Here is a 19,324-nt window from a genome sequence, read left to right on the forward strand (position 1 = left end):
GCTTTAGGCGGGCCATCCACGTCTTTGCGGCATGGAAAAGCCGAAAGGAAGAAAGAAAGACGTGGATGACCCGCCACCTTTATTACAAAGGAGGGCCGGGTCATGACGGCCAAATATGGATTTGAAAGCCAAACCGGACAGCAGTGGATCAAGTCCGGCAATGACGCGTGTGGGGGAGAGGCGGATGCCGCGTTGCCGGTCCCGCCGGCGCCTCAGGGCTTCCGGTAGAGGCCGGCGGCGATTTCGCGGTTGATCATGATCAGCGTGTCGAGGAGCTGCGGCTCGGGCTCGCGGGTCGCTTCGATCTCGGCGGTGCGCTTGAAGATGAAGATGGCGAGGTTGGCGATGTTCTGCTTGATCTCGCGGGGCAGCGGGTGCTCGAGCTCGGCGGCCGAGGCGGCGAAGACGGTCCAGATGCGGCGATTGTAGAGGAGGGCATCGCGCAATGCGCCGGCGGTTTCCTGCGCCCAGTTGTCGCGAATGCGCTGGAGCTGGCCGGCGGCGCGGGTCAGAATCGATGCTTCGAATTCACGCGGATCCGAAATCGTCATCCGCGACGCAGTGGCATAGGCCTCATGCGGTCTTGACATTCTCCAGCAGCCCCCGTTCGTACTCAATCAACTTTCGAGCTTCCTTGAGAGCTTTATACATTTCGCCGGTTAAGATTTTGCTGTTGATGGCGTCCAGATACGGCATGGTCGAGGGGGCGGCTTCGGCCACATCCTTAACAATCTGGAAATACATTTCGTGATGCGGGCGCGGATCGGGCGAGAGATACATCATCTGGACCAGCAGGTAGACGCGCTTGCAAGGGGTGTCGGCGTCGGCGGCCCTGAGAATGTCCTTTTCGCGCAGGATCGGCGCGTCGCCCTCGATGAAAAGGCGGGTGCGCTGGTCGTCATTGGTGATGACGCTGTCGCCGAGAATGAAGCGCTCGCCCGGTTTGAGTTCGACTTTGAGGGCCATGCCGTTTCGTTCCCATGATGTGCGCTTTGGAATCACGCGGAGTTTAGCGCGAATCGCCGCCGGTTGGCAGGCCTATCGGCCAGTGCCCAAAAAGTAACGGCGGGGGCCAGGGCCCCCGCCGTTTTTGCCGAGTACGGTTTCGCCCGAAGGCGGACCCGTTTAGCGGAGGAGCGAGAGAACGCTCTGTTCCGACTGGTTGGCCAGCGACAGCGAGGTCGAGGCCAGCGACTGGCGCGTCTGCAGGGCGAGCAGGTTCGCCGCTTCGACGTTGGTGTCGGCCAGTGTCAGGTTGCCGGCGCCCTGTTCCAACACGTTGATCATGTTGCCGGTGAAGTCCTGACGGTTCTGCACGACCGAGAGGTTCGCACCGAAGGTCGAGGACTGTCCGCGGAGCGTCGCCGTCGCCGTGTTCAGCAGCGTGACATCGGCGTCGATGTCGGAGAAGGTCGTCTCCGTCAGCGCGAGACCGGCGGCGTTGAAGGTCACGCCCGTGATGTCGAGCTTCGAGGTGCTCGACTCGTTGAAGAGCACCGAGAGATCGTCGCCGGCGAGCAGGTTGATGCCGTTGAAGCTCGTATCGAGCGACAACTGGTCGATCTGTGCGAGCAGGTTGTTGTAGTCGGTGGCGAAAGTGGCGCGGGCTTCCGTCAGCGTCTCGCCGTTCGTGCCTGCAGCGTCGATGCCGAAGTTGGTGGCACCCGCGCCGGAGATCGTCAGGTCTTCACCCGCAGCGACGGAGAAGCTCAGGACGGCGCCGGTACGTTCGACCGTCAGGCCGGCCAGCGTACCGGTCGACGAGACGAGGCCCGCAAGGCCGCTTTCGATGGCCGTGGCCGAAGAGGCCGCGGTGACGAAGTCCGCCGAGGCAAGCACGATGGTTTGCGCTGTCGCCGTGCCGATCTGGAAGGAGATCGTGCGGACGGACGCCGAGTCCTGGGCGTCGAAGGCGATGGCCGTCTCGCTGACGGTCGTTGCCGTTGCCACGGCCTGGAGAGCCTGGTTGGCAACCGACTTCGCCTGGTCGACGATCTTCTGGATCGACTTGATGCCTTCGTCGGCGGCTTTCAGCGTCTGCACGCCGAGGCTCATCGAGTCGAGCAGGGCGCTCATGTCCGTCGCGCGGCTCGAAAGGCCGGCGGCGGTGAAGAAGGATTGCGGATTGTCGAGAGCGCTCGAAACCTTCAAGCCGGTGGCGAGGCGGTTCTGCGTCTGCGCCATCAGCTGAGCCGTGCTCTGCAGCGTCAGCAGGTTGGTGCGCACGGCGCTGGAAATGGTGATATCACCCATAGTTCAGTTCCTTTCCTAGGACCTAGTTCGTCGGCTCTTTCTGAGCCATGGCGGGATCATGCGGCGGGTTCCGTTAAGAGGCCGTAAAACGGATCGTTTTTTTTCTAATCATTCGAAGAATTTTTCCGATCATTCGAAGAAAAATGTTCGCAATGCCCCGGTACGGGACGGTTCGAATGTTTTGGGTTGCGGGATGGAGGTTCGATACGAAGCCGTTGGGGCCGGACTGTTCGTGTCTTTGCCTTCTCCGTCATTGCGAGCCAAAGGCGAAGCAATGACGGAGAAGAGAGGACCTCGGCATTCGCCGGCACCTGACAAACGAAAAAGGCGGGTCCCGCGGACCCGCCTCTGCCGTCGAAGATTATCGTTAGCGGCGGTTAACCGAAGAGACGGAGAACGCCCTGTTCGGCCTGGTTCGCCAGCGAGAGCGCCGTGGTGCCCAATTGCTGGCGCGTCTGCAGGGCCAGCATCTTGGCGCCTTCCTCGTTGGTGTCGGCGACGGTGAGGTTCGAGGCGCCGGTTTCCAGCGTGTTGATCAGCGACTTCGTGAAGTCCTGGCGGATCTGCACGACGCCGAGATTGGCACCGAAGGTCGAGGCCTGCTGGCGCAGCACGTTGGTGGCGGCGTTCAGGGTTTCGACGAAGGCCTTGATTTCGGAATCGGCGGTGAAGCCGTGATCGCCGGAAACGTAGCCGACCTCCGCGATGTTGAGCTCTCCTTCCGGCGTCAGCGCGACGCCCACGATTTCGAGCTGGCTCGTCTGCTCGGTGTTGAAGAAGACGCTCAGGACGTCGTTGCCCTTCAGCAGGTTGACGCCCTTGTAGCTGGCGTCGCCGGCCAACTGGTCGATCTGTTCGCGCAGGCTGTTGAAATCGGTCTCGAACTTGTCGCGATTGACGCCGTCGGTCGCCGTGACACGGCTGCCCATCAGCCCGTCGAGGCTGACCGGCGCGCCGCCGTTGGCGGCCGAGATGGCGATGTCGCGGCCCGATGCGGCGGTAATCTGCAACTGGCCGTCGCTTGTGAGCGCGGCGGTGACCACTTCGTCGCCCGTGAAGGTCGCGCCGACCCAGTTCATCAGATCGGTGATTGTCTCAACCTCGCCGACGCCCGTGCCGATGACGACGTTCTCGGTGACATCGCCGACCGTGAGGGTGATCGTGTTGCCGGTGGCGAGAGCACCGAGCGAGGAAAGGGTGACGCCGCCGGTCAGCGGGCCCGCGTCCTGATTGCTGGTGAGGACCGTCGACTTGATCTTGGTTTCGAGCGCCTGGTTGGCGACAGCCTTCATGCTGTCGACGAGCTTCAGGATCGACTTGATGCCCTGATCCGCCGCTTCCAGCGTCTGCACCGCCTGACCCATCGAGTCGAGCAGGCTGTTCAGATCGGAAGCGCGGTTGTTGAGGCCCTGCGCCGTGAAAAAGGAAATCGGGCTGTCGACCGCGCTGCGGACCTTCAGACCTGTTGCGAGGCGCAGCTGCGATTCATCGAGCAGCCTCGCGGTATTCTGCATGCTGAGCAGATTCGACCGGATCGCGCCGGAAAGGACCACATCAGCCATTGTCTCTACCCTCCAGGGTTTGGCTCGGCCGTCTCATGGCGGCACGGGCACTACACTCGGCATTAATCATTAATTCGACGTAAACAGTCCGAACTGCTTTTCGATTTGACCGACGATCCACCGATTGGAAGCTGTCCGTCTCTTCACCGTCGAACCGGGGGCATGAGGCAATCTTTCTGGCCGTTCCGCACCCGCGATTTCATCTGCCCTCTTCTTCGCAAGGGCCGGGCCAGTTTGAAAGTTGAATGAAATCAAGGGCTTGTCTTGGGCGGGGTCCCGGGGGTGCTGGCAGGAAATGCCGCGAACGGGAAAGTTTTGCCGGGCAGGGGCCGTCAGGCGCGCAGGAAGGCGCCGAGGTCCGTCACGATGCGTTTCACGAAATCGGAGGGGGCGCCGGCATCGTTCATTAGATAGCAGCGCATTTGCGGGAACCAGGGCAGGTGGTCGGTGCCCAGCATCGTCCAGCCCTTGCATGTGTAGTGGAAGCAGGGGCGGTCGAGGGCGCCGGTCATCACGGCCGGGAAGCTCGCGGGCGCGACCACGGCATCCATGCAAGCCGTCAGGGCGGCAACGCCTTCGAGATCGCCGCGGAGATCGAGGCCGGGCATGCGGTGCAATGTCAGCCCATGCTCCCGCCGCAGCGCCTCCGCCTCTTCCGAAACGTCGGTATATTGAAGATTGACGATAGCGGCGTCCCCGATGGCAAAGAGGTCTTTCCAGTCGGCAAGCTTCGTGTAGGCGCGTCCCCGGACGTCGTCGATCTTGCCGGACGTCCAGGAGATGCCGATTTTCGGTCCCGGCCCAAGCGAATCGAGCCAGGCGCGGCATTCGGCGACGCGCGCGGGGTCGGGCCGAAGCGTCGGGCGCGGCGCGGCGAAATCCGTCAGCTTGCGGCGCAACTGCGCGGCGACGAGGCCGGCCGGGGCGGTGTAGTCGAAATCGACCTCGCCGTAGTTTTCAAGGCCCGTCGAGGTCCATGTCTCGGCGCGCACCGTCGCTTGCGGCCATGTCCGCTGGTAAAGAGAGACAAGACGCCGCTCGGTTTCGATGATGACATGGCCGGCACGAGCGATCAGGTCCGTGTAGCAGGTTGAGAAGATCAGATCGTCGCCGAGGCCCTGTTCGCGCCAGACCATGATGGTCTTGTCCGCGAGATCCTGGCCTTCCCAGATCAAACCCGGAAAGGGACGGTAGGGCAGGCGTTGACCGCAGGAGAAGCCGAAGCCGTACATGTCCCAGCCGGCCTCGATTTCTCCGACGGTCAGCAAGGTACGCGCGAGGTTCCAGCGGGCCGCATCGGATTCCGGGTCGAGGTTCAGCGCCCGTTGCAGCGCCGGCAAGGCTTCGCGATGCCGGCCCATGATTTCGAACAGGGCGGCGAGATTGGTCCAGGTCTGGGAGAGGTTGGGATTGAGTTCGATCGCGCGGCGGTAGCAGGCGAGCGCCTCGTCGCGCAGCCGCGTCGCCGTCAGCACCTTGCCGAGATTGCCATAGGCCCTGGCGGAGGTCGGATCGATCTCGATGGCGCGCGAGAGCAGGTCGATGGCCTTCTGGATGTCGCCCTGTTCCTCGACGACATTGGCGAGATTGATCAGGGATGACGGCATGTCGGGCGCGATTGCCAGCGCGCGTTCGTAAAGCGTCCGGGCCTGCTGAAGATATTTCACCGTGGTGCAGAGACCGGCGAGATCGAAGAGCCAGATTTCGTCGCCTTCCGGCGCATCGGCCGCGGCGCGGTCGAGCGTGTCGATCGCTTCCTGCTGGTTCTTTTGTGCAATCAGGCATTGGGTGAGGCCGGTCAGGGCGCCCAGATGCCGGGGATCGAGCGCCAGGACCTTGCGGAAGCGCTGTTCGGCTTCGGCGAAGCGGTCGCGGGCCTGCAGCCGCTGGCCTTGCGCGAACCTCTTCTCGATTTCACCGTCGCCTGCCGCGAGGCGCTGCTTCTTCAATGCAGACATGCCGGATGCCGCTCCCCGTGCCCTGCCATATCGGCGGTTTGATTGTCTATCTGCGGGTCATCGTGGTTACCACCGGGTTAACGGCGGCCGCGACGGCGCTCAATACCGCGCGTCGAGGGTCAGCGAGGCCGGCGTCGAGGGATTGCCGGGACGGCGGACGGCGGGCGCCGCGTCGCGGCCATAGCCCAGCGTCGGTGCCGCACGTTCGGTCATGGCGTTGGCGACCATGCGGATCAGCCCTTCCGATACCGAGCGGGCGGCGGTCAGCGCCTCGACGTTTTCGGCCAGCGCGCGGTCGAGCTCGATCATGGCCGATTTCAGCTTCGAGACGCGCTCGGACGGGGCGCGGTCGATCAGATCCTTGCGGCCGTGGATCGCCTGGGCATCCATCGCGTAATCGTTGGCGATGCGGATTTTCTCGGGCTGCAAGGCGGCGACCTGGGGCTGGGCCCGGTCGCGCAGCAGGCCGGTTTCGCGGCGGACGATGCCGGTCAGGGCCAGTGTCTGCTCGAGCATGCGCTCGACGAGATCGGCGGGCGCCAGGCTTTCGGCGGCGATGCGACGGGCGGGGGCGGTCATCGGGGCTCCTCCTGCATCTTGAGTATTTCGCGGTAGACGGCGTCGGCCAGGCCAATGCCGCCGCTTTTGGCCATTTCGCGGCCATATTGCTCGACCAGCAGCGAGCGGAACATGCTTTCGCCGGGGCCGCCGCCGAAGGCGCTCTCCTCGCCGCTTCCCTCGAACATCGGCTGCATCAGAACCGACATGAACTGGGCCTCGAAGTCGCGTGCGGTTTCCCAGGCGCCCATGTTGCGGTCGCCGGCGGCCGGGCTCGGCGCCGGGGCGCGGGCAAAGGCCGTTTGAGGCAGGGGCAGGGCGGCGATATCCATTACATCACCTCGATTTCGGCCTGCAGCGCGCCGGCGGACTTGATCGCCTGCAGGATGGTGATCATGTCGCGCGGGCTGACGCCCAGCGCATTGAGGCCGTCGACCAGTTCCTTGAGGCTGATGCTGCCGTCGATAATGCCGAGCTGCTTGCCTTCTTCCTCATCGACCTCGACGTCGGTGCGCGGCACGACGACCGTGTCGCCTTGCGTCGAGAAGGGCGAGGGCTGGCTGACCTGCGGCGTTTCGTTGACGGAAATGGTGAGGTTGCCTTGCGCGATCGCAACCTGGCTGACGCGGACGTCCTGGCCCATGACGATGACGCCGGAGGCCTCGTCGATAACGACGCGGGCGGCGAGATCGGGCTGGACGCGCAATTGTTCGATGTCGGTGAGAAGGCCAACGACGCCGCCCGCGTAGCCCGCGGGAACGGTGAGCTGGACGGTGGTCGGGTTGTCGGCAGCCGCCGTGCCGACGCCCAGATAGGCATTGATGGCGGCGGCGACGCGCTGGGCGGTCGTCAGGTCGGGATTGCGCAGCGAGAGGCGCAGCGCGCGCAGATCGGCCAGTTGAAATTCGAGCTCGCGTTCGACGATGGCGCCGTTGGCGATGCGGGCGTTGGTGGGCACCCCTCGAACGACGGAGGCGCCTTCGCCCTTGGCCGCGAAGCCGCCGGTGGCGACTGAGCCCTGCGCCACCGCATAGACCTGACCGTCGGCGCCCATCAGCGGCGTCACCAGCAGGACGCCGCCCTGCAGATTGGTGGCGTCGCCCAGTGCCGAGACCGTCACGTCGATGCGGGTACCCTGGGCTGCGAAGGCCGGCAGATTGGCCGAGACCATGACGGCGGCGACGTTGGCGGTTTTCAGCGTCGTGCCGCGCGTGTTGACGCCGAGGCGTTCGAGCATGCCGATCAGGCTCTGCTGGGTGAAGGGGGCGTTGCGGAGCGTGTCGCCCGTGCCGTTGAGGCCGACCACGAGGCCGTAGCCGACCAGCATGTTGTCGCGGATGCCCTCGACATCGACGATGTCCTTGATGCGCGAGCTGGCCTGCGTCTCGACCGGCATGATGGCGGCCAGAAGAGCAACGGCGAGCACGAGCGACAGGAGGGAGCGGAGACGATGGGCAACAAGCCGGGACATGGAACGACCGATCAATCGCTGGCGATACGGCGTTCTTCTAGCGAAAGGCATGCCATCGGAAGCGTCTTTCCAAGCCTTTGATTTATATTGCGTTTTCTTTTTCCTGGCGTTGAGAAACGGGCGTTCGGGGGCGACGCGCGGGCAGCTCCTGCCACCTGGCGGCAATTCCTGCCGCCACTCCCTTGTAGCAATGATTAAGTTTAACGCCGCTTTAAGACCTCCGGTCCATTTTGGAGGCACTGAAACCCGGCGCGGTGGTGCCGGATCGGGGGATGGGGACCGAGATGAAGATCGGCAATACCAGAGCGGCATCCCAGGGCAGCGCGGCGCGTGGCGGCGGGGTTCGCAGCGGCGGCAGCGGCTTTGCCCCTGCCGGTGCCGGAGCCACGCGGGGAGCGGCCGGCCTTTCGGGGCCTGCCTCGCTCGGGGCGGTCGATGCGCTGTTGGCACTTCAGGAGACGGGCGCGGCCGACGACGCGCTCCACGCGCCCCGCCGCAAGGCGGTCGCCCGGGCCGAGGAAATGCTCGATATTCTCGACGACATCAAGCTGGCGCTGCTGATGGGCCAGGTGCCGAAATCCAAGCTTTCCCGTCTTCTTTCCGTGGTCGAGCGGCAGCTGGGCGGCGTTGCCGATCCGATGTTGCGCGAGATTCTCGACCAGATCGAACTCAGGGCACGGGTCGAACTGGCCAAGTTCGGAACCTATAGTAAAATCTAGGTTTTCCGAGGCGGCGGGACGTCTCCTCCCGCTTCCTGATTTCACAGATATTTCACCGGTTTGGCAGGCCTATCGCTGTTGAGAATCGTGGGGCCGGTCGCTATAGTCCGGCCCGTTTCCGCAAGGGCTTGTGTCGAAGGAAGATTGCCGCGAATGGCTGTGCGTTTACCAAAGGGCTACATGCCGTCGGACGACGAGCCGTTCATGAACAAGCGGCAGAAGGAATATTTCCGCCGCAAGCTCGAGAAGTGGAAAGAAGACATCCTCAAGGAAAATCGCGAGACGCTGCAGCACCTGCAGGACGACAATGTGCAGCATCCCGACATTACCGACCGCGCTTCTTCCGAAACCGAACGTTCCCTCGAACTTCGCACCCGCGACCGGCAGCGCAAGCTCGTCGCCAAGATCGATGCGGCGCTGCGGCGGATCGATGACGGTACCTACGGCTATTGCGAAGAAACCGGCGAGCCGATCAGCCTGAAGCGCCTCGATGCGCGGCCGATCGCGACGCTTTCGATCGAAGCGCAGGAGCGCCACGAGCGCCGCGAGAAAGTCTATCGCGACGACTGAGGCTCATCCGGTCCGGATACGGAAAAAACGCGGCTCGCAGGAGCCGCGTTTTTCATGCGAGGTGCCGGCCGGAAAATCAGAATGGCATCAGAATGTCGAAGAGCTGCTGGCCGTAGCGCGCCTGCTGCACGTCGGAGATCTGACCCTGGCCGCCATAGGCGATGCGTGCTTCGGCGATCTGGGTGTGCTGGATCGTGTTGACGTTCGAGATGTCTTCGGGCCGGACGATGCCGGTGACATCGAGCTCGCGCACTTCGAAGTTGACGCGGACCTGCTGGCGGCCGGAGATGACGAGATTGCCGTTCGGCAAAACCTGGGTCACGACGGCGGCGACCGTGAGTTCGATCTTTTCCTCGCGGTCGACCGAGCCGGCGCCGGCGCTGGAGCTGTTGGTGCCGAGGCGGGCGAGATTGGCGTTGTCAACCGCATCGGGAAAGATTTTGCCGAGATAACTTTCATATCCGAGCAGGTTGTCGATACCGGCATCTTCCGAATTGGCGCGGGTGCGTTTGGTCGAATTGTCGACCTTGGCGCTGTCGGCGATGTCGATGAGGACCGTCAGAATGTCGCCGACACGGGCGGCGCGCTGGTCGCGGAAGAAAGCACGCGAGCCCGAACGCCAGAGCGAATTCGGCTGATAGACAATCTCTTCGGGTGCGGGCATTGGCATCGAGACGCGCGGCTCGATCGTGCCGACCGGTGCCATATCGGGCGCCTTGCCGATGTTGCCGATGCGGTCGGCGGTGTTGCAGCCGGCCAGCGTTGCGGCGACCAGAGCGACGGCGACAAGGCGATAAGCGGTACTGACAAACATTTTTTCCAGGCCTTTTCGGTCAAATCTTCCGGTATCGCGATCAGGAATTGCCGGCGGCGGCGTCAAGTGCCGCCGCTGCACGCGCGGCACCCGGCGCGTCGATACGGACCATGTTCGGGCCTTCGATAATGCCCTGGACGGTCCGGTTGGAGCGGCTGTTGAGTACGTTTACGACGTCGCCGACTGCACCGCTATCAAGTGCGCGTCCGCGCGCGGTCAATGTCAGTGAGCCGGAAACGAAGCTCATGTCGATCTGTGCACCTTTTTCGACGACGAGCGGCGGATGCATGTCGGAAATGCGCAGCGGCTCGCCTGCACGGGTCGGATTGCGCGGCGACATGCCAACAAGCTGGGCCAGCGAGGTGACAATGTTCTGACTGACGCGCGTGGAGGGCAGACGAATCCAATCGATATCGTTTCGGCGCACGACATCGCCCGGCATGACATCCCGGGTCAGCACGGGCACGTCGATGACCGGATAGGCGCGGCCGGCGACACGACGCAGCGGGCTCATCATGTCGTTAGCGGGCGCGCGAACAATTGCGTTGAAAGCACCGTTGCGCGGATTGAAAGAGAGTTGTTCGACGCGAACGCTCTGTTCGGCATTTTCGGCGACCTGGATACCGGCAGTACCGTTGACAAAATCGATCTGCAGGGTAGCCGCCGACGGAAGCGATGAGGATTGCGTTTCGATGGCGCTGGCGATTGCCGCAGCGACTTCGTGTTCGGGTACCGGCAGGCCACTGCGGCCGACAACAATGTGTGTCAGGCCGGCATTATTGCGCCACTCGATGCCGTTGCGACGAGCGGCGAGCGAAATGCGAGAGACGGTAATCTCGCTTTTGAGGCCAGGGGCCGGTGCGTTGGCGACAATGACATGGGCAGCACGGCCCGCGTCGTCGAAGAGGTCGCCAAGCGTTACCGTTTCGCCCGTAACGGTGATTGCCGGCCGCAGTTCTGCGGCGGCGACGGCGCCCGCAAAGAATGCGGCGGCGAGTATTCCAGTCAGACAGGCGATACGCACATACATTTCTTTCACCGCTTATTTGACGTTTGTGGCGACGGACATCATTTCGTCTGACGCGGTGATGACCTTGGCGTTCATCTCGTACGCCCGCTGGGCCGAAATGAGCGAGGTGATTTCGCCGACCGCGTTCACGTTCGAAGTTTCGAGAAAGCCTTGTAGAACGCCGCCAAAACCGGCGTTGTTGGGCGTGCCGATGAGCGGCGCGCCGCTGGCTGTCGTTTCGAGGAAAAGATTGTCGCCCTGCGGATCGAGACCCGCTTCGTTGGCGAAGTTCGCGAGTTCGATCTGACCGACGACCTGCGCGGCCGTCTGGCCGGGGATCATGACCTGGACCTGACCGTCGCGGCTGACGGTGATGTCCGTCGCTTCCGCCGGGATGGAGATACCCGGCGCCACGGTGTATCCGTCGGAGGTTACGAGCTGGCCATCGCCGCTGATCTGAAACGAACCGGCGCGGGTGTAGGCATCTTCGCCACTCGGCAACTCGATGCGGAAATAACCACGCCCCTGAATGGCGATATCGAGCTTGTTTTCGGTATTGTCCATGTTGCCCTGCGTCATCACGCGATAGACCGAGCTCGTCTTGACACCGAGGCCGATCTGCACGCCGGCGGGCACGATGGTGCCAGCGTCCGACGAGTTGGTGCCAACGCGGCGAAGGTTCTGGTAGAGCAAGTCCTGAAACTCCGCGCGCTGGCGCTTGAAGCCGGATGTGCTCATGTTGGCGATGTTGTTGGAGATCACCTCGACATTGAGCTGCTGGGCCATCATGCCGGTAGCGGCGATGCTGAGCGACTGCATGGGACTTTTTCCTTACTCTTGTGTCATATCGAAGGCTGGCCTCAGGCCGGGCTTCCGAGTTCCTGAATAGCCTTGCGACGCATTTGATCCGATTGATCGATAAGTTTCTGCGCGCTTGCGTATGATCGCGTTACCTCGATCATGTTTGTCATCTCGACGATCGGCTGCACGTTCGATCCTTCGAGAGCGCCCTGCACGACGCGCGGCTCGTCGATCGGCTGTTCGTCCTGCAATGTGCTCAGGAGCGTGCCACCCACGTTCCGCATGTTTTGCAGATTTTCAAAGGTCACGACGGAAATCTTGCCGCGCAGACCGAGGCTTGAAGAGACCGTGCCGTCGCGCGCGATCGTGATATCGGTTTCGTCCTGGGCGAAGCGCATGGGTGCGTCGGCGTCGGTCAGCACCGGCTCTCCGCCGGCTGTCACGAGCTGGCCGGCCTCATCAAGGCGAAAGTGACCGTTGCGGGTATAGAGAACATCGTTTTCGGTCTGGACTCTGAAAAAACCGTCGCCCGTAATCGCCACATCGAAGGGATTGGCGGTCATCTGCAGCGTGCCGTCGCGCAGATTGCGGTGCTGGCCGAAGTCCTGAACGAAGGTGATTTTCGACGCCTGGCTGCCTTCCGAGGCGTCCTTCATCAAAAACTGGTCGAACAGCATCGCTTCCGACTTGAAGCCGGACGTATTCATGTTCGCGAGGTTGTTCGCGATGGTCGACATCTCGCGCGTCATCGCCATCTGACGGGAGAGACCTATGAGAAGTGCGTTTTCCATGACGTGGTCGTTCGTCCGATCCAATGGGCGGGCCGCGGGCACTGGCGTCCCGCCGACAGATGTGCAGGCCCTGTGCCAAAGTAAAACTTTATTGAAATCAAATAGATAGTGGTCTGACGGCGGAGCCGGCCCCTCTTTGGCGGCAGGGAATGCCAGGCAGTTTCTGCCGCTCCGGGCAGCGGATATCGCCGTGTTCGCAAGTTGTCAGAAAGAAAGCGCGGGAACGCGGACGGGACAACGCTTCATTAACCAAAGTAAGAGAGCATCGCTTTGTGCCGCGAAGAAGCCGCGATGCAATGATTGCGAGGCAATAGATGTCGCGGACGAAAGATCTGTGACTTCCACGAGGTGGGACATTTCAAGATGGCTGCAGTCGACACCGAAGTCGCCGATGAGGAAGATGAAGCCGCCGAAGAGCCGGCGCGACGCCGGCTTGCCGGCAAAGTGCTTGTTCTCTACGTCGCGTTGCCGTTGCTGGTTCTTATCGGTGCCGGGGTTGGCCTCTATATGTCAGGTATTCTCGGCGGGTCGACCGAGGAAGAACCCGAGGTCGAAGTTGTCGCCGATCCCGTTTTCTACGATCTGCCCGACTTCCTCGTAAATCTCAGCGGACCGCCGCCGGCGCACTATCTCAAAATGCGTGTATCGCTGCAGGTTGTCGACGCCGAGGCTGTGAAGCGTCTCGAGATCGAGATGCCGCGCGTGCTCGATGGGTTCCAGACATTTCTGCGCGACCTCAGACCGGAAGATCTCGAAGGCTCGCAAGGGATGCTCAGCCTCAAGGAAGAACTGATGCGTCGCATGACGCTCGCCACCCAGCAGCCGCTGGTGACAGACATCCTGTTCCGGGAAATTATCGTTCAGTAAGGGTTCGGGGACCGATTTATGGCCACCACAGACGTCAAGGAAGGCGACGCGGACGCACTGGTCGCTGCTGCGCATGCGGCGGCGAAAGCGCCTGAACGCGTACTCAACCAGGACGAAATCGACAGCCTGCTCGGCTTCGAAATCGAAGAGGGGCAAGTATCCGATCGACACGGCATCGATGCCATCGTCAATTCGGCTCTCGTTTCCTACGAGCGCTTGCCGATGCTCGAAATCGTGTTCGACAGGCTGGTCCGGTTGATGACCGTATCGCTCAGGAACTTCACATCCGACAATGTCGAAGTCTCGCTCGACAACGTCTCGTCGATCCGGTTTGGCGACTATCTCAATTCAATCCCGCTGCCTGCCATTCTCGCGGTTTTCCGTGCGAAGCAGTGGGATAATTACGGCATGTTCACGGTCGACTCGAATCTCATTTATTCGATTGTCGATGTGTTGCTCGGCGGGCGGCGCGGCACGGCGGCCATGCGTATCGAAGGCCGGCCCTATACCACGATCGAACTCAATCTTGTGCAGCGCATGATCGAAGTTGTGCTCCAGGATGTGCAGGCAGCGTTTGAGCCATTGTCGCCGGTGACGCTTGAGCTCGATCGCATGGAGACCAACCCACGCTTTGCGGCCATTGCGCGCCCTGCGAATGCCGCCATTCTCGTCAAGTTGCGCGTCGACATGGAAGATCGCGGCGGGCGCATCGAGCTGATGCTGCCCTATGCGACGCTGGAGCCGATCCGCGAATTGCTGTTGCAGATGTTCATGGGCGAGAAATTCGGCCGCGACTCGATCTGGGAAGAGCATCTCGCCACCGAACTCTGGTCCACGCGGGTTCCGCTTGAGGCGGTGCTCGACCAACAACAACTCGCGCTGCGCGACGTCATGGATTTCCAGGTCGGGCAGACGTTGATGTTCAACAACACGCCCGACGGCATGATCGACATGCGTTGCGGCGGGGTGCACGTGGCCAAGGGCCGGATGGGTCGCGTCGGCAATCACGTCGCCGTGCGCGTCGAACAGGCGATGCGCAAGCACAAGCGCGTATCTATCGCCGAGCCCGAACAGAAGGCGCTTGAGACCCGAATAACGGGGGCATTCAAATGACGATTTTCACGGAGTTGCCGTTCGGTGTTCTTCTCGAGGGCATCGTCTGCCTGTTTCTGATTGCAACCATTGTCTATTGCGCGATGCTGGACCGCCGCCTGCGGGCGATGCGAACCGGCCAGGACGGGCTGCGCGATCTCGTTCGCGATCTCAACGCAGCGACCACACAGGCCGTATCAGCCATCGACAGCCTCAAGAATGCGAGCGCTGCGACCGGGGAGGACCTTGGCGAGCGGGTTCAACGTGCCCGCGCGCTGGCCGACGAACTGGCGTTGATGCTGGATGCCGGCGACCGTATCGCCGATCGGCTCGGCCGGAACGACAAACCTCCGGTCGTCCGGCCGGCTGCCGCAAGACCTGCAGCGCAACCGGCGGCAGGGCCGCGTCAGGCGCCAACGAATGCTCCTCGTGATTCCAATCCGTCCCGTGCAACGCATCCTCTTCTCGATGCGCTGAAACGGGCCCGCTGAGGCAACTGAAATCATGCTGGACCGTCTTCGCCTGCTGCCGATCGTTATACTCTGCGCTTCGTTGCTGCTGGGCCTGAAACTTGCCGACCTGGCGACGGGCGGGGCAGGTACGCGGTCGTTCGCGGCGATCGCCGTCGCGCAGGCCGAGACACCCGAGACTGAAACGCCTGAGACCGAGACATCCGAGACCGAGACATCCGAAACCGAGACGCCCGACACCGGCGCGCCGGCATCGGAAGAAGGCGACGAAACGACGACCGCCGCGGAGGGCGCACAGCCGGAAGATTCCGCCGCTCCCGACGATCCTCGGCTCAGCAAGGCCGAGCTGTCCGTGCTTGAAAGCCTGGCGGCACGGCGTGTGGAACTACAAAAAAGGGCTGAAACGCTGGATATGCGCGAGCAAATTCTGGTGGCAGCCGAGAAGCGGGTCGAAGACCGTATCGCCGAACTCAAGGCGATCGAGCAGAAGATCAATGCCCGGATTACCGAGATCGACGAGGCTCAGGAAGAGAAAATGGCGGGTCTGGTGTCGATGTATGAAGGGATGAAACCCAAGGATGCCGCCCGGATTTTCGAGCGGCTCGACATGGGCGTGCTGCTTGATGTCGTCAAGCGGATGCAGCCGCGCAAAATGTCGGCCGTGCTCGCGGCGATGGATCCGGTGGTCGCGCAGGACCTGACTGTGGAACTTGCGACCGGCGACCGCTTGATAGACACGCCGCCACTGCAGGATTCACTCGGAGAGCCGGCTCCGGAAGCGGGTCTTTCCATCGACAAAAACGCCAGCTAATCCGCGAAAAACCATCGTCCCTTAAGAGCCACTTAACCGACCGACCCGTAAACTGACCGATAGGCCGGCAGAATGCCGGATGATATTGGCAGAAGCTGCAGGGGCGCGCGCCGGGTGTGAGCGAAATCCATCAACATATGACGGGCGGCACAAGGCATCGCAATCTCGCGAGCGCGATAGCGTTTGCCCTGATTTTTCTGCTCGCGCCGGCTTGGGCGCAGGCGGCGCCGGAGCGTCTCGATCTGACGGAGAAGGACGGCTACGCGCGTATGGTGTTTACATTTGCGGGCGCGGTTCCCAAGCACCGGGTCGAGGCGAATGCCGGCGTTCTCGTACTCGCCTTCGACAAGGCCGTTACCGTCAATCTCGACGAGTTCGCGCGCCAATTGCCGCGCTATATCGCGACCGCCCGTCAGGACGCCGATGGCAAGGCTTTGCGTTTCGCGCTCAAGACCGATTTTCGGGTCGACACAAAGCAGGCTGAAAATGCGCTTTACGTCGATCTGATGCCACCGCAATGGGCCGGCGCCGCGCCGCCGCTGCCGGAGGAGGTTTTGGCGCGTATCGCCGCCGCCGCCGATGCAAAAAGGAAAGCCGAGGAAGCCGTCTCCATCGCCAAGGCGCAGGGCATCGTCGATCCGGAGGTGCCGCTGCCCGATCTGGCCGTACGCGTCGTCCGCCATGAGGGGATTACGCGCCTCGTTTTCGACTGGAATCAGCCGGTGCTGTACTCACTCGTGCAACGGCAGGGGCTTGCCACCATCACCTTCGACCGGACGGCCCAGATCGACCTGGCATCGCTGCGCGTCGATCCACCGCCCTATCTCAGCCATGCGACTGCCATCGCACATGACGGACGGCTCGCTGTGGTGTTGACGCTCAAACCCGGTATCCGCATCAACGATTTCCGCGAGGACATGGCGGTGGTTCTCGACCTCAAGCCAGGGAATGCACGGGGCGACGTTTCCGAGGAGGTCGCGGCGGGGCCGAAGGATATTCGCCCGGAGGCCGCGCGCACCGAACCGGCGGTGGAAGAAGCTGTACCTGCCGAAACGGCCGCGCTCGACGCAGATCGCGACACGTATACCAACGATGCCCCTGCCGACGATGCCCTCGACCCTTCAGAGGTGAATGCCTCATCCGACGCCGCCGTCGGACCGATGCCGCTTGGCGCACGGCCCGTCGGCAAGGCAGTTGCCAGTGTCCGGGCCGGGCGCGGCAGTGCGGACATTGTCGTTTCATGGCCTGAGCCCGTTGGCGCTGCTGTGTTCGAGCGCGCGAATCGCCTGTGGATGGTCTTCGACGCGCCGTTGCCGATCGATGTGGCCAACTTCGCGGGCGAGCCCGACGCCGGGTCGCCGACCCCGTTCGGAACGCCGGAAGTGGTTGGGTTCGACGGAGGCGTTGCGCTGGTCTTGCCGTTGCTTGAGCGTGTGCTTGTCAGCGTTGTCGAAGAGGGTGCCGACTGGCGCATCTCCGCGGGTGAAGCGCTTCAGACGACCGGCCGTCCCATTACCATTTCACGCAACTGGCGGGACGACGGACGCGGCAGCGTGATGTTCAATCTCAATGGCACGCGTAACGTGCTCAAGTTCGAGGATCGACTTGTCGGTGATATGCTGATTGTTGCGACAGCGCGCGGACCGTCACAGTCCATGCAGGCCGCTCAAAGCTTTGTCGAGTTTCAGGCGCTTCAAACCTCGCAGGGTATTGCCGTCGTGCCGATCGCCGACGATCTCAATGTCGCCGCAGCGCCCGACAATGTGGTGGTGTCACGCATGGGCGGATTGATGCTTTCGGGCGACGCAGGCGGTGCCGTGTCCGGCGGCGGCATTCTCGCCAGCACCACAGCACTTCCGGCGGTAATGGATTTTGCCGGCTGGCGCCAGGCGCCCGGCAAGAACTTCATTGAGCGGCGCCAATACTATCTGGATCGCCTGGCCACGACGACAACTCAGGAACGGGGCGCCGTGCGCTTCGACTATGCGAAATTTCTGCTGGGTTATGGACTGGCGCATGAAGCGCTGACCGCGTTGAACGCCGCTGCGAACGACGATGCGGCCCTTGCCAAGGAGGCCTCCTTTCGCAGCATCAAAGGCGTATCCGAAACCATGAGCGGCCGTTATGTCGACGCGATCAGCAGTCTCAGCGGCAACGGATTGGACAACAATCCACGCGCCGCGGTCTGGCGCGGTCTGGCGCGGGCACAACTCGGACATTGGGACGCGGCGCGCGACCAGTTTGTGCTGGCCGGCGCCGTTATGGACTCGTTTGACGACGATTGGCGGACGACGTTCCGGGCCCGCGCGGCCGAGGCCGCATTGGCAAACGACGATATCGAAGATGCGAAACGTCATGCGGCAAGCTTTCCCGAAGATCCGCCGCACCGCAGATCGCGTGGCGAGAAGCTTCTTCTCGATGCCTTGATCGCCGACCGTATCGGCCGCGCCGACGAGGCACTTATTCGATACGATCGCGCGATCGAGAACGGATATCCGCCCATTGCCGCGCGAGCGCGTTTCGGCAAGGCGATGCTGCTCAACAAAACCGGCAAGATCGACAACGAAGAGCTGGCGCAGGCGCTCGAAAGCCTGCGCTATGCCTGGCGCGGCGACGCGCTGGAGCTTGAGGTGTTGAGTCACCTTGCAATGCTTCATCTTGAGGCTGGAGAAATTGTCGAAGCGCTGAAGATCATGCGTATTGCGACCTCGAACTATCCAGACAGCGATCATGCTCATCGAATGAACATGCAGATGTCCGATCTGTTCGCCGATTTTTTCCTCGGCGAGGAAGCTGCGGGCCTGTCGCCGCTGCAGGCGCTGGCGTTCTTCGAGAGTTTCAGGGATCTGACACCGATCGGCCAGAGGGGCGATGAGATGATCCGGCACCTTGCCGAGCGCCTCGTGGAGGCCGATCTTCTGCCCCAGGCGGCGCATCTTCTCGATTATCAGGTTGCCAACAGATTGCATGGCGGTGTCGCCAAGGCGCAGGTCGCGGCGCGACTGGCCGCCATTCTGTTGCTCGACGAGAAGCCGGAAAACGCGCTTGCGGCGCTGCGGGCGACCAGGCAGAACCTGCTGCCCAACGCACTGGCCGAGCGCCGGCTGCTGATCGAGGCGCGGGCACTCGCCGAAGTCAAGCAATACGATCACGCGCTCGATCTTCTCGAAGAGCGAACGGACGAGCTGTCCGTTTCATTGCGCGCCGATGTGCTGTGGCGCGCGGGCCGCTGGGAAGAAGCGGGCGGCGCCTTCGAGGTCCTGCTCGGCGACAGCTGGAAGACAGACCAACCGCTTTCCGAGGATATACGCCTGCATGTCATGCGCGCCGCCGTTGCCTATTCGCTGGCGGAGGACGAGGAAGGACTGTCGCGCATGCGGACCAAATTCGGTGGTGCGATGAACCGCAGCCCCGACGCCGGCGCCTTCGCCATCATTTCCGATCCGATCGTCAAGCAAGGTGTCGCCTTCCGCGAGCTTGCCAGCCGTATCGCTTCCATCGATACGATGGAACGGTTTGTCACGTCGCTGAAAGACGAGGCGTCGCCGGCGATCAACTAATGATCTATGCGGTTGCGT

Annotated in this window: 19 protein-coding genes; 7 read left to right on the forward strand and 12 right to left on the reverse strand. The window is 62.6% G+C overall.

What is annotated here, in order from left to right:
- Positions 1-212: 212 nt before the first annotated feature.
- From flaF to WEB61_RS14045, 8 genes are all read right to left on the reverse strand, one after another.
- On the reverse strand, positions 213-590 hold the full coding sequence (flaF, locus tag WEB61_RS14010) for a flagellar biosynthesis regulator FlaF (RefSeq protein WP_368064957.1): 378 nt from the start codon (positions 588-590) through the stop codon (positions 213-215).
- Positions 574-966 (reverse strand): flagellar biosynthesis repressor FlbT, encoded by a 393-nt coding sequence (flbT, locus tag WEB61_RS14015; protein WP_368064958.1) that lies wholly within the window; start codon positions 964-966, stop codon positions 574-576. Before flbT ends, flaF begins: the two co-directional genes overlap by 17 nt.
- A 159-nt stretch (positions 967-1,125) precedes the next feature.
- Positions 1,126-2,253 carry a flagellin gene (locus WEB61_RS14020; protein ID WP_368064959.1) on the reverse strand — a complete coding sequence of 376 codons (1,128 nt, stop codon included), beginning with the start codon at positions 2,251-2,253 and terminating at the stop codon, positions 1,126-1,128.
- A gap of 377 nt (positions 2,254-2,630) precedes the next feature.
- A complete protein-coding gene (locus tag WEB61_RS14025; protein ID WP_368064960.1) occupies positions 2,631-3,815 on the reverse strand; it encodes a flagellin in 1,185 nt (394 codons plus the stop codon).
- Between the two features lie 332 nt (positions 3,816-4,147).
- Positions 4,148-5,773 (reverse strand): tetratricopeptide repeat protein, encoded by a 1,626-nt coding sequence (locus WEB61_RS14030; RefSeq protein WP_368064961.1) that lies wholly within the window; start codon positions 5,771-5,773, stop codon positions 4,148-4,150.
- Positions 5,774-5,872: 99 nt separating this feature from the next.
- Entirely contained in the window at positions 5,873-6,352 is a 480-nt protein-coding gene (locus WEB61_RS14035) for a hypothetical protein (RefSeq protein ID WP_368064962.1), read from the reverse strand.
- Positions 6,349-6,663: a rod-binding protein gene (locus tag WEB61_RS14040; RefSeq protein WP_368064963.1), complete on the reverse strand. Its 315-nt coding sequence runs from the start codon at positions 6,661-6,663 to the stop codon at positions 6,349-6,351. The genes WEB61_RS14035 and WEB61_RS14040 overlap by 4 nt, the downstream gene beginning before the upstream one ends.
- A complete protein-coding gene (locus WEB61_RS14045; protein WP_368064964.1) occupies positions 6,663-7,802 on the reverse strand; it encodes a flagellar basal body P-ring protein FlgI in 1,140 nt (379 codons plus the stop codon). The genes WEB61_RS14040 and WEB61_RS14045 overlap by 1 nt, the downstream gene beginning before the upstream one ends.
- A gap of 272 nt (positions 7,803-8,074) precedes the next feature.
- Here WEB61_RS14045 and WEB61_RS14050 point away from each other — a divergent pair, with 272 nt between their 5' ends.
- Positions 8,075-8,521, forward strand: coding sequence for a flagellar assembly protein FliX (locus WEB61_RS14050; protein ID WP_368064965.1), 447 nt, complete (start codon positions 8,075-8,077; stop codon positions 8,519-8,521).
- A 153-nt stretch (positions 8,522-8,674) separates the two neighbouring features.
- Positions 8,675-9,091, forward strand: coding sequence for an RNA polymerase-binding protein DksA (gene dksA, locus WEB61_RS14055; RefSeq protein ID WP_368064966.1), 417 nt, complete (start codon positions 8,675-8,677; stop codon positions 9,089-9,091).
- Between the two features lie 76 nt (positions 9,092-9,167).
- Here dksA and flgH read toward each other — a convergent pair whose 3' ends face one another.
- Genes flgH through flgF form a run of 4 tightly spaced genes read right to left on the reverse strand, consistent with a single transcriptional unit; the run spans position 9,168 to position 12,506 of the window.
- Positions 9,168-9,905 carry a flagellar basal body L-ring protein FlgH gene (flgH, locus tag WEB61_RS14060; protein WP_368064967.1) on the reverse strand — a complete coding sequence of 246 codons (738 nt, stop codon included), beginning with the start codon at positions 9,903-9,905 and terminating at the stop codon, positions 9,168-9,170.
- A 40-nt stretch (positions 9,906-9,945) separates the two neighbouring features.
- The gene (gene flgA, locus WEB61_RS14065) at positions 9,946-10,929 is read right to left on the reverse strand and encodes a flagellar basal body P-ring formation chaperone FlgA (RefSeq protein ID WP_368064968.1); all 984 of its coding nucleotides are present in this window, start codon (positions 10,927-10,929) and stop codon (positions 9,946-9,948) included.
- Between the two features lie 18 nt (positions 10,930-10,947).
- Entirely contained in the window at positions 10,948-11,733 is a 786-nt protein-coding gene (gene flgG / locus WEB61_RS14070) for a flagellar basal-body rod protein FlgG (RefSeq protein ID WP_368064969.1), read from the reverse strand.
- Positions 11,734-11,774: 41 nt separating this feature from the next.
- Positions 11,775-12,506: a flagellar basal-body rod protein FlgF gene (gene flgF, locus WEB61_RS14075; protein WP_368064970.1), complete on the reverse strand. Its 732-nt coding sequence runs from the start codon at positions 12,504-12,506 to the stop codon at positions 11,775-11,777.
- A gap of 363 nt (positions 12,507-12,869) precedes the next feature.
- On the opposite strand from flgF, the gene WEB61_RS14080 reads away from it, so the two are divergent.
- The 5 genes from WEB61_RS14080 (at position 12,870) to WEB61_RS14100 (ending at position 19,306) form a co-directional block, all read left to right on the forward strand.
- A complete protein-coding gene (locus tag WEB61_RS14080; RefSeq protein WP_368064971.1) occupies positions 12,870-13,373 on the forward strand; it encodes a flagellar basal body-associated FliL family protein in 504 nt (167 codons plus the stop codon).
- A gap of 18 nt (positions 13,374-13,391) precedes the next feature.
- The gene (gene fliM / locus WEB61_RS14085; protein WP_368064972.1) at positions 13,392-14,486 is read left to right on the forward strand and encodes a flagellar motor switch protein FliM; all 1,095 of its coding nucleotides are present in this window, start codon (positions 13,392-13,394) and stop codon (positions 14,484-14,486) included.
- Positions 14,483-14,956, forward strand: coding sequence for a DUF6468 domain-containing protein (locus WEB61_RS14090; protein ID WP_368064973.1), 474 nt, complete (start codon positions 14,483-14,485; stop codon positions 14,954-14,956). The genes fliM and WEB61_RS14090 overlap by 4 nt, the downstream gene beginning before the upstream one ends.
- A gap of 13 nt (positions 14,957-14,969) precedes the next feature.
- Positions 14,970-15,746: a MotE family protein gene (locus WEB61_RS14095; RefSeq protein ID WP_368064974.1), complete on the forward strand. Its 777-nt coding sequence runs from the start codon at positions 14,970-14,972 to the stop codon at positions 15,744-15,746.
- Positions 15,747-15,883: 137 nt separating this feature from the next.
- Entirely contained in the window at positions 15,884-19,306 is a 3,423-nt protein-coding gene (locus WEB61_RS14100) for a hypothetical protein (RefSeq protein WP_368064975.1), read from the forward strand.
- Positions 19,307-19,324 lie beyond the last annotated feature (18 nt).

Origin of the sequence: Parvibaculum sp. (assembly GCF_040882025.1) — a bacterium.
Taxonomy (GTDB): domain Bacteria; phylum Pseudomonadota; class Alphaproteobacteria; order Parvibaculales; family Parvibaculaceae; genus Parvibaculum.

Coding starts and splice junctions, on each gene's coding strand:
- flaF (WP_368064957.1), bottom strand. CDS start 590: ATGTCAAGACCGCATGAGGCCTATGCCACTGCGTCGCGGATGACGATT.
- flbT (WP_368064958.1), bottom strand. CDS start 966: ATGGCCCTCAAAGTCGAACTCAAACCGGGCGAGCGCTTCATTCTCGGC.
- WEB61_RS14020 (WP_368064959.1), bottom strand. CDS start 2,253: ATGGGTGATATCACCATTTCCAGCGCCGTGCGCACCAACCTGCTGACG.
- WEB61_RS14025 (WP_368064960.1), bottom strand. CDS start 3,815: ATGGCTGATGTGGTCCTTTCCGGCGCGATCCGGTCGAATCTGCTCAGC.
- WEB61_RS14030 (WP_368064961.1), bottom strand. CDS start 5,773: ATGTCTGCATTGAAGAAGCAGCGCCTCGCGGCAGGCGACGGTGAAATC.
- WEB61_RS14035 (WP_368064962.1), bottom strand. CDS start 6,352: ATGACCGCCCCCGCCCGTCGCATCGCCGCCGAAAGCCTGGCGCCCGCC.
- WEB61_RS14040 (WP_368064963.1), bottom strand. CDS start 6,663: ATGGATATCGCCGCCCTGCCCCTGCCTCAAACGGCCTTTGCCCGCGCC.
- WEB61_RS14045 (WP_368064964.1), bottom strand. CDS start 7,802: ATGTCCCGGCTTGTTGCCCATCGTCTCCGCTCCCTCCTGTCGCTCGTG.
- WEB61_RS14050 (WP_368064965.1), top strand. CDS start 8,075: ATGGGGACCGAGATGAAGATCGGCAATACCAGAGCGGCATCCCAGGGC.
- dksA (WP_368064966.1), top strand. CDS start 8,675: ATGGCTGTGCGTTTACCAAAGGGCTACATGCCGTCGGACGACGAGCCG.
- flgH (WP_368064967.1), bottom strand. CDS start 9,905: ATGTTTGTCAGTACCGCTTATCGCCTTGTCGCCGTCGCTCTGGTCGCC.
- flgG (WP_368064969.1), bottom strand. CDS start 11,733: ATGCAGTCGCTCAGCATCGCCGCTACCGGCATGATGGCCCAGCAGCTC.
- flgF (WP_368064970.1), bottom strand. CDS start 12,506: ATGGAAAACGCACTTCTCATAGGTCTCTCCCGTCAGATGGCGATGACG.
- WEB61_RS14080 (WP_368064971.1), top strand. CDS start 12,870: ATGGCTGCAGTCGACACCGAAGTCGCCGATGAGGAAGATGAAGCCGCC.
- fliM (WP_368064972.1), top strand. CDS start 13,392: ATGGCCACCACAGACGTCAAGGAAGGCGACGCGGACGCACTGGTCGCT.
- WEB61_RS14090 (WP_368064973.1), top strand. CDS start 14,483: ATGACGATTTTCACGGAGTTGCCGTTCGGTGTTCTTCTCGAGGGCATC.
- WEB61_RS14095 (WP_368064974.1), top strand. CDS start 14,970: ATGCTGGACCGTCTTCGCCTGCTGCCGATCGTTATACTCTGCGCTTCG.
- WEB61_RS14100 (WP_368064975.1), top strand. CDS start 15,884: ATGACGGGCGGCACAAGGCATCGCAATCTCGCGAGCGCGATAGCGTTT.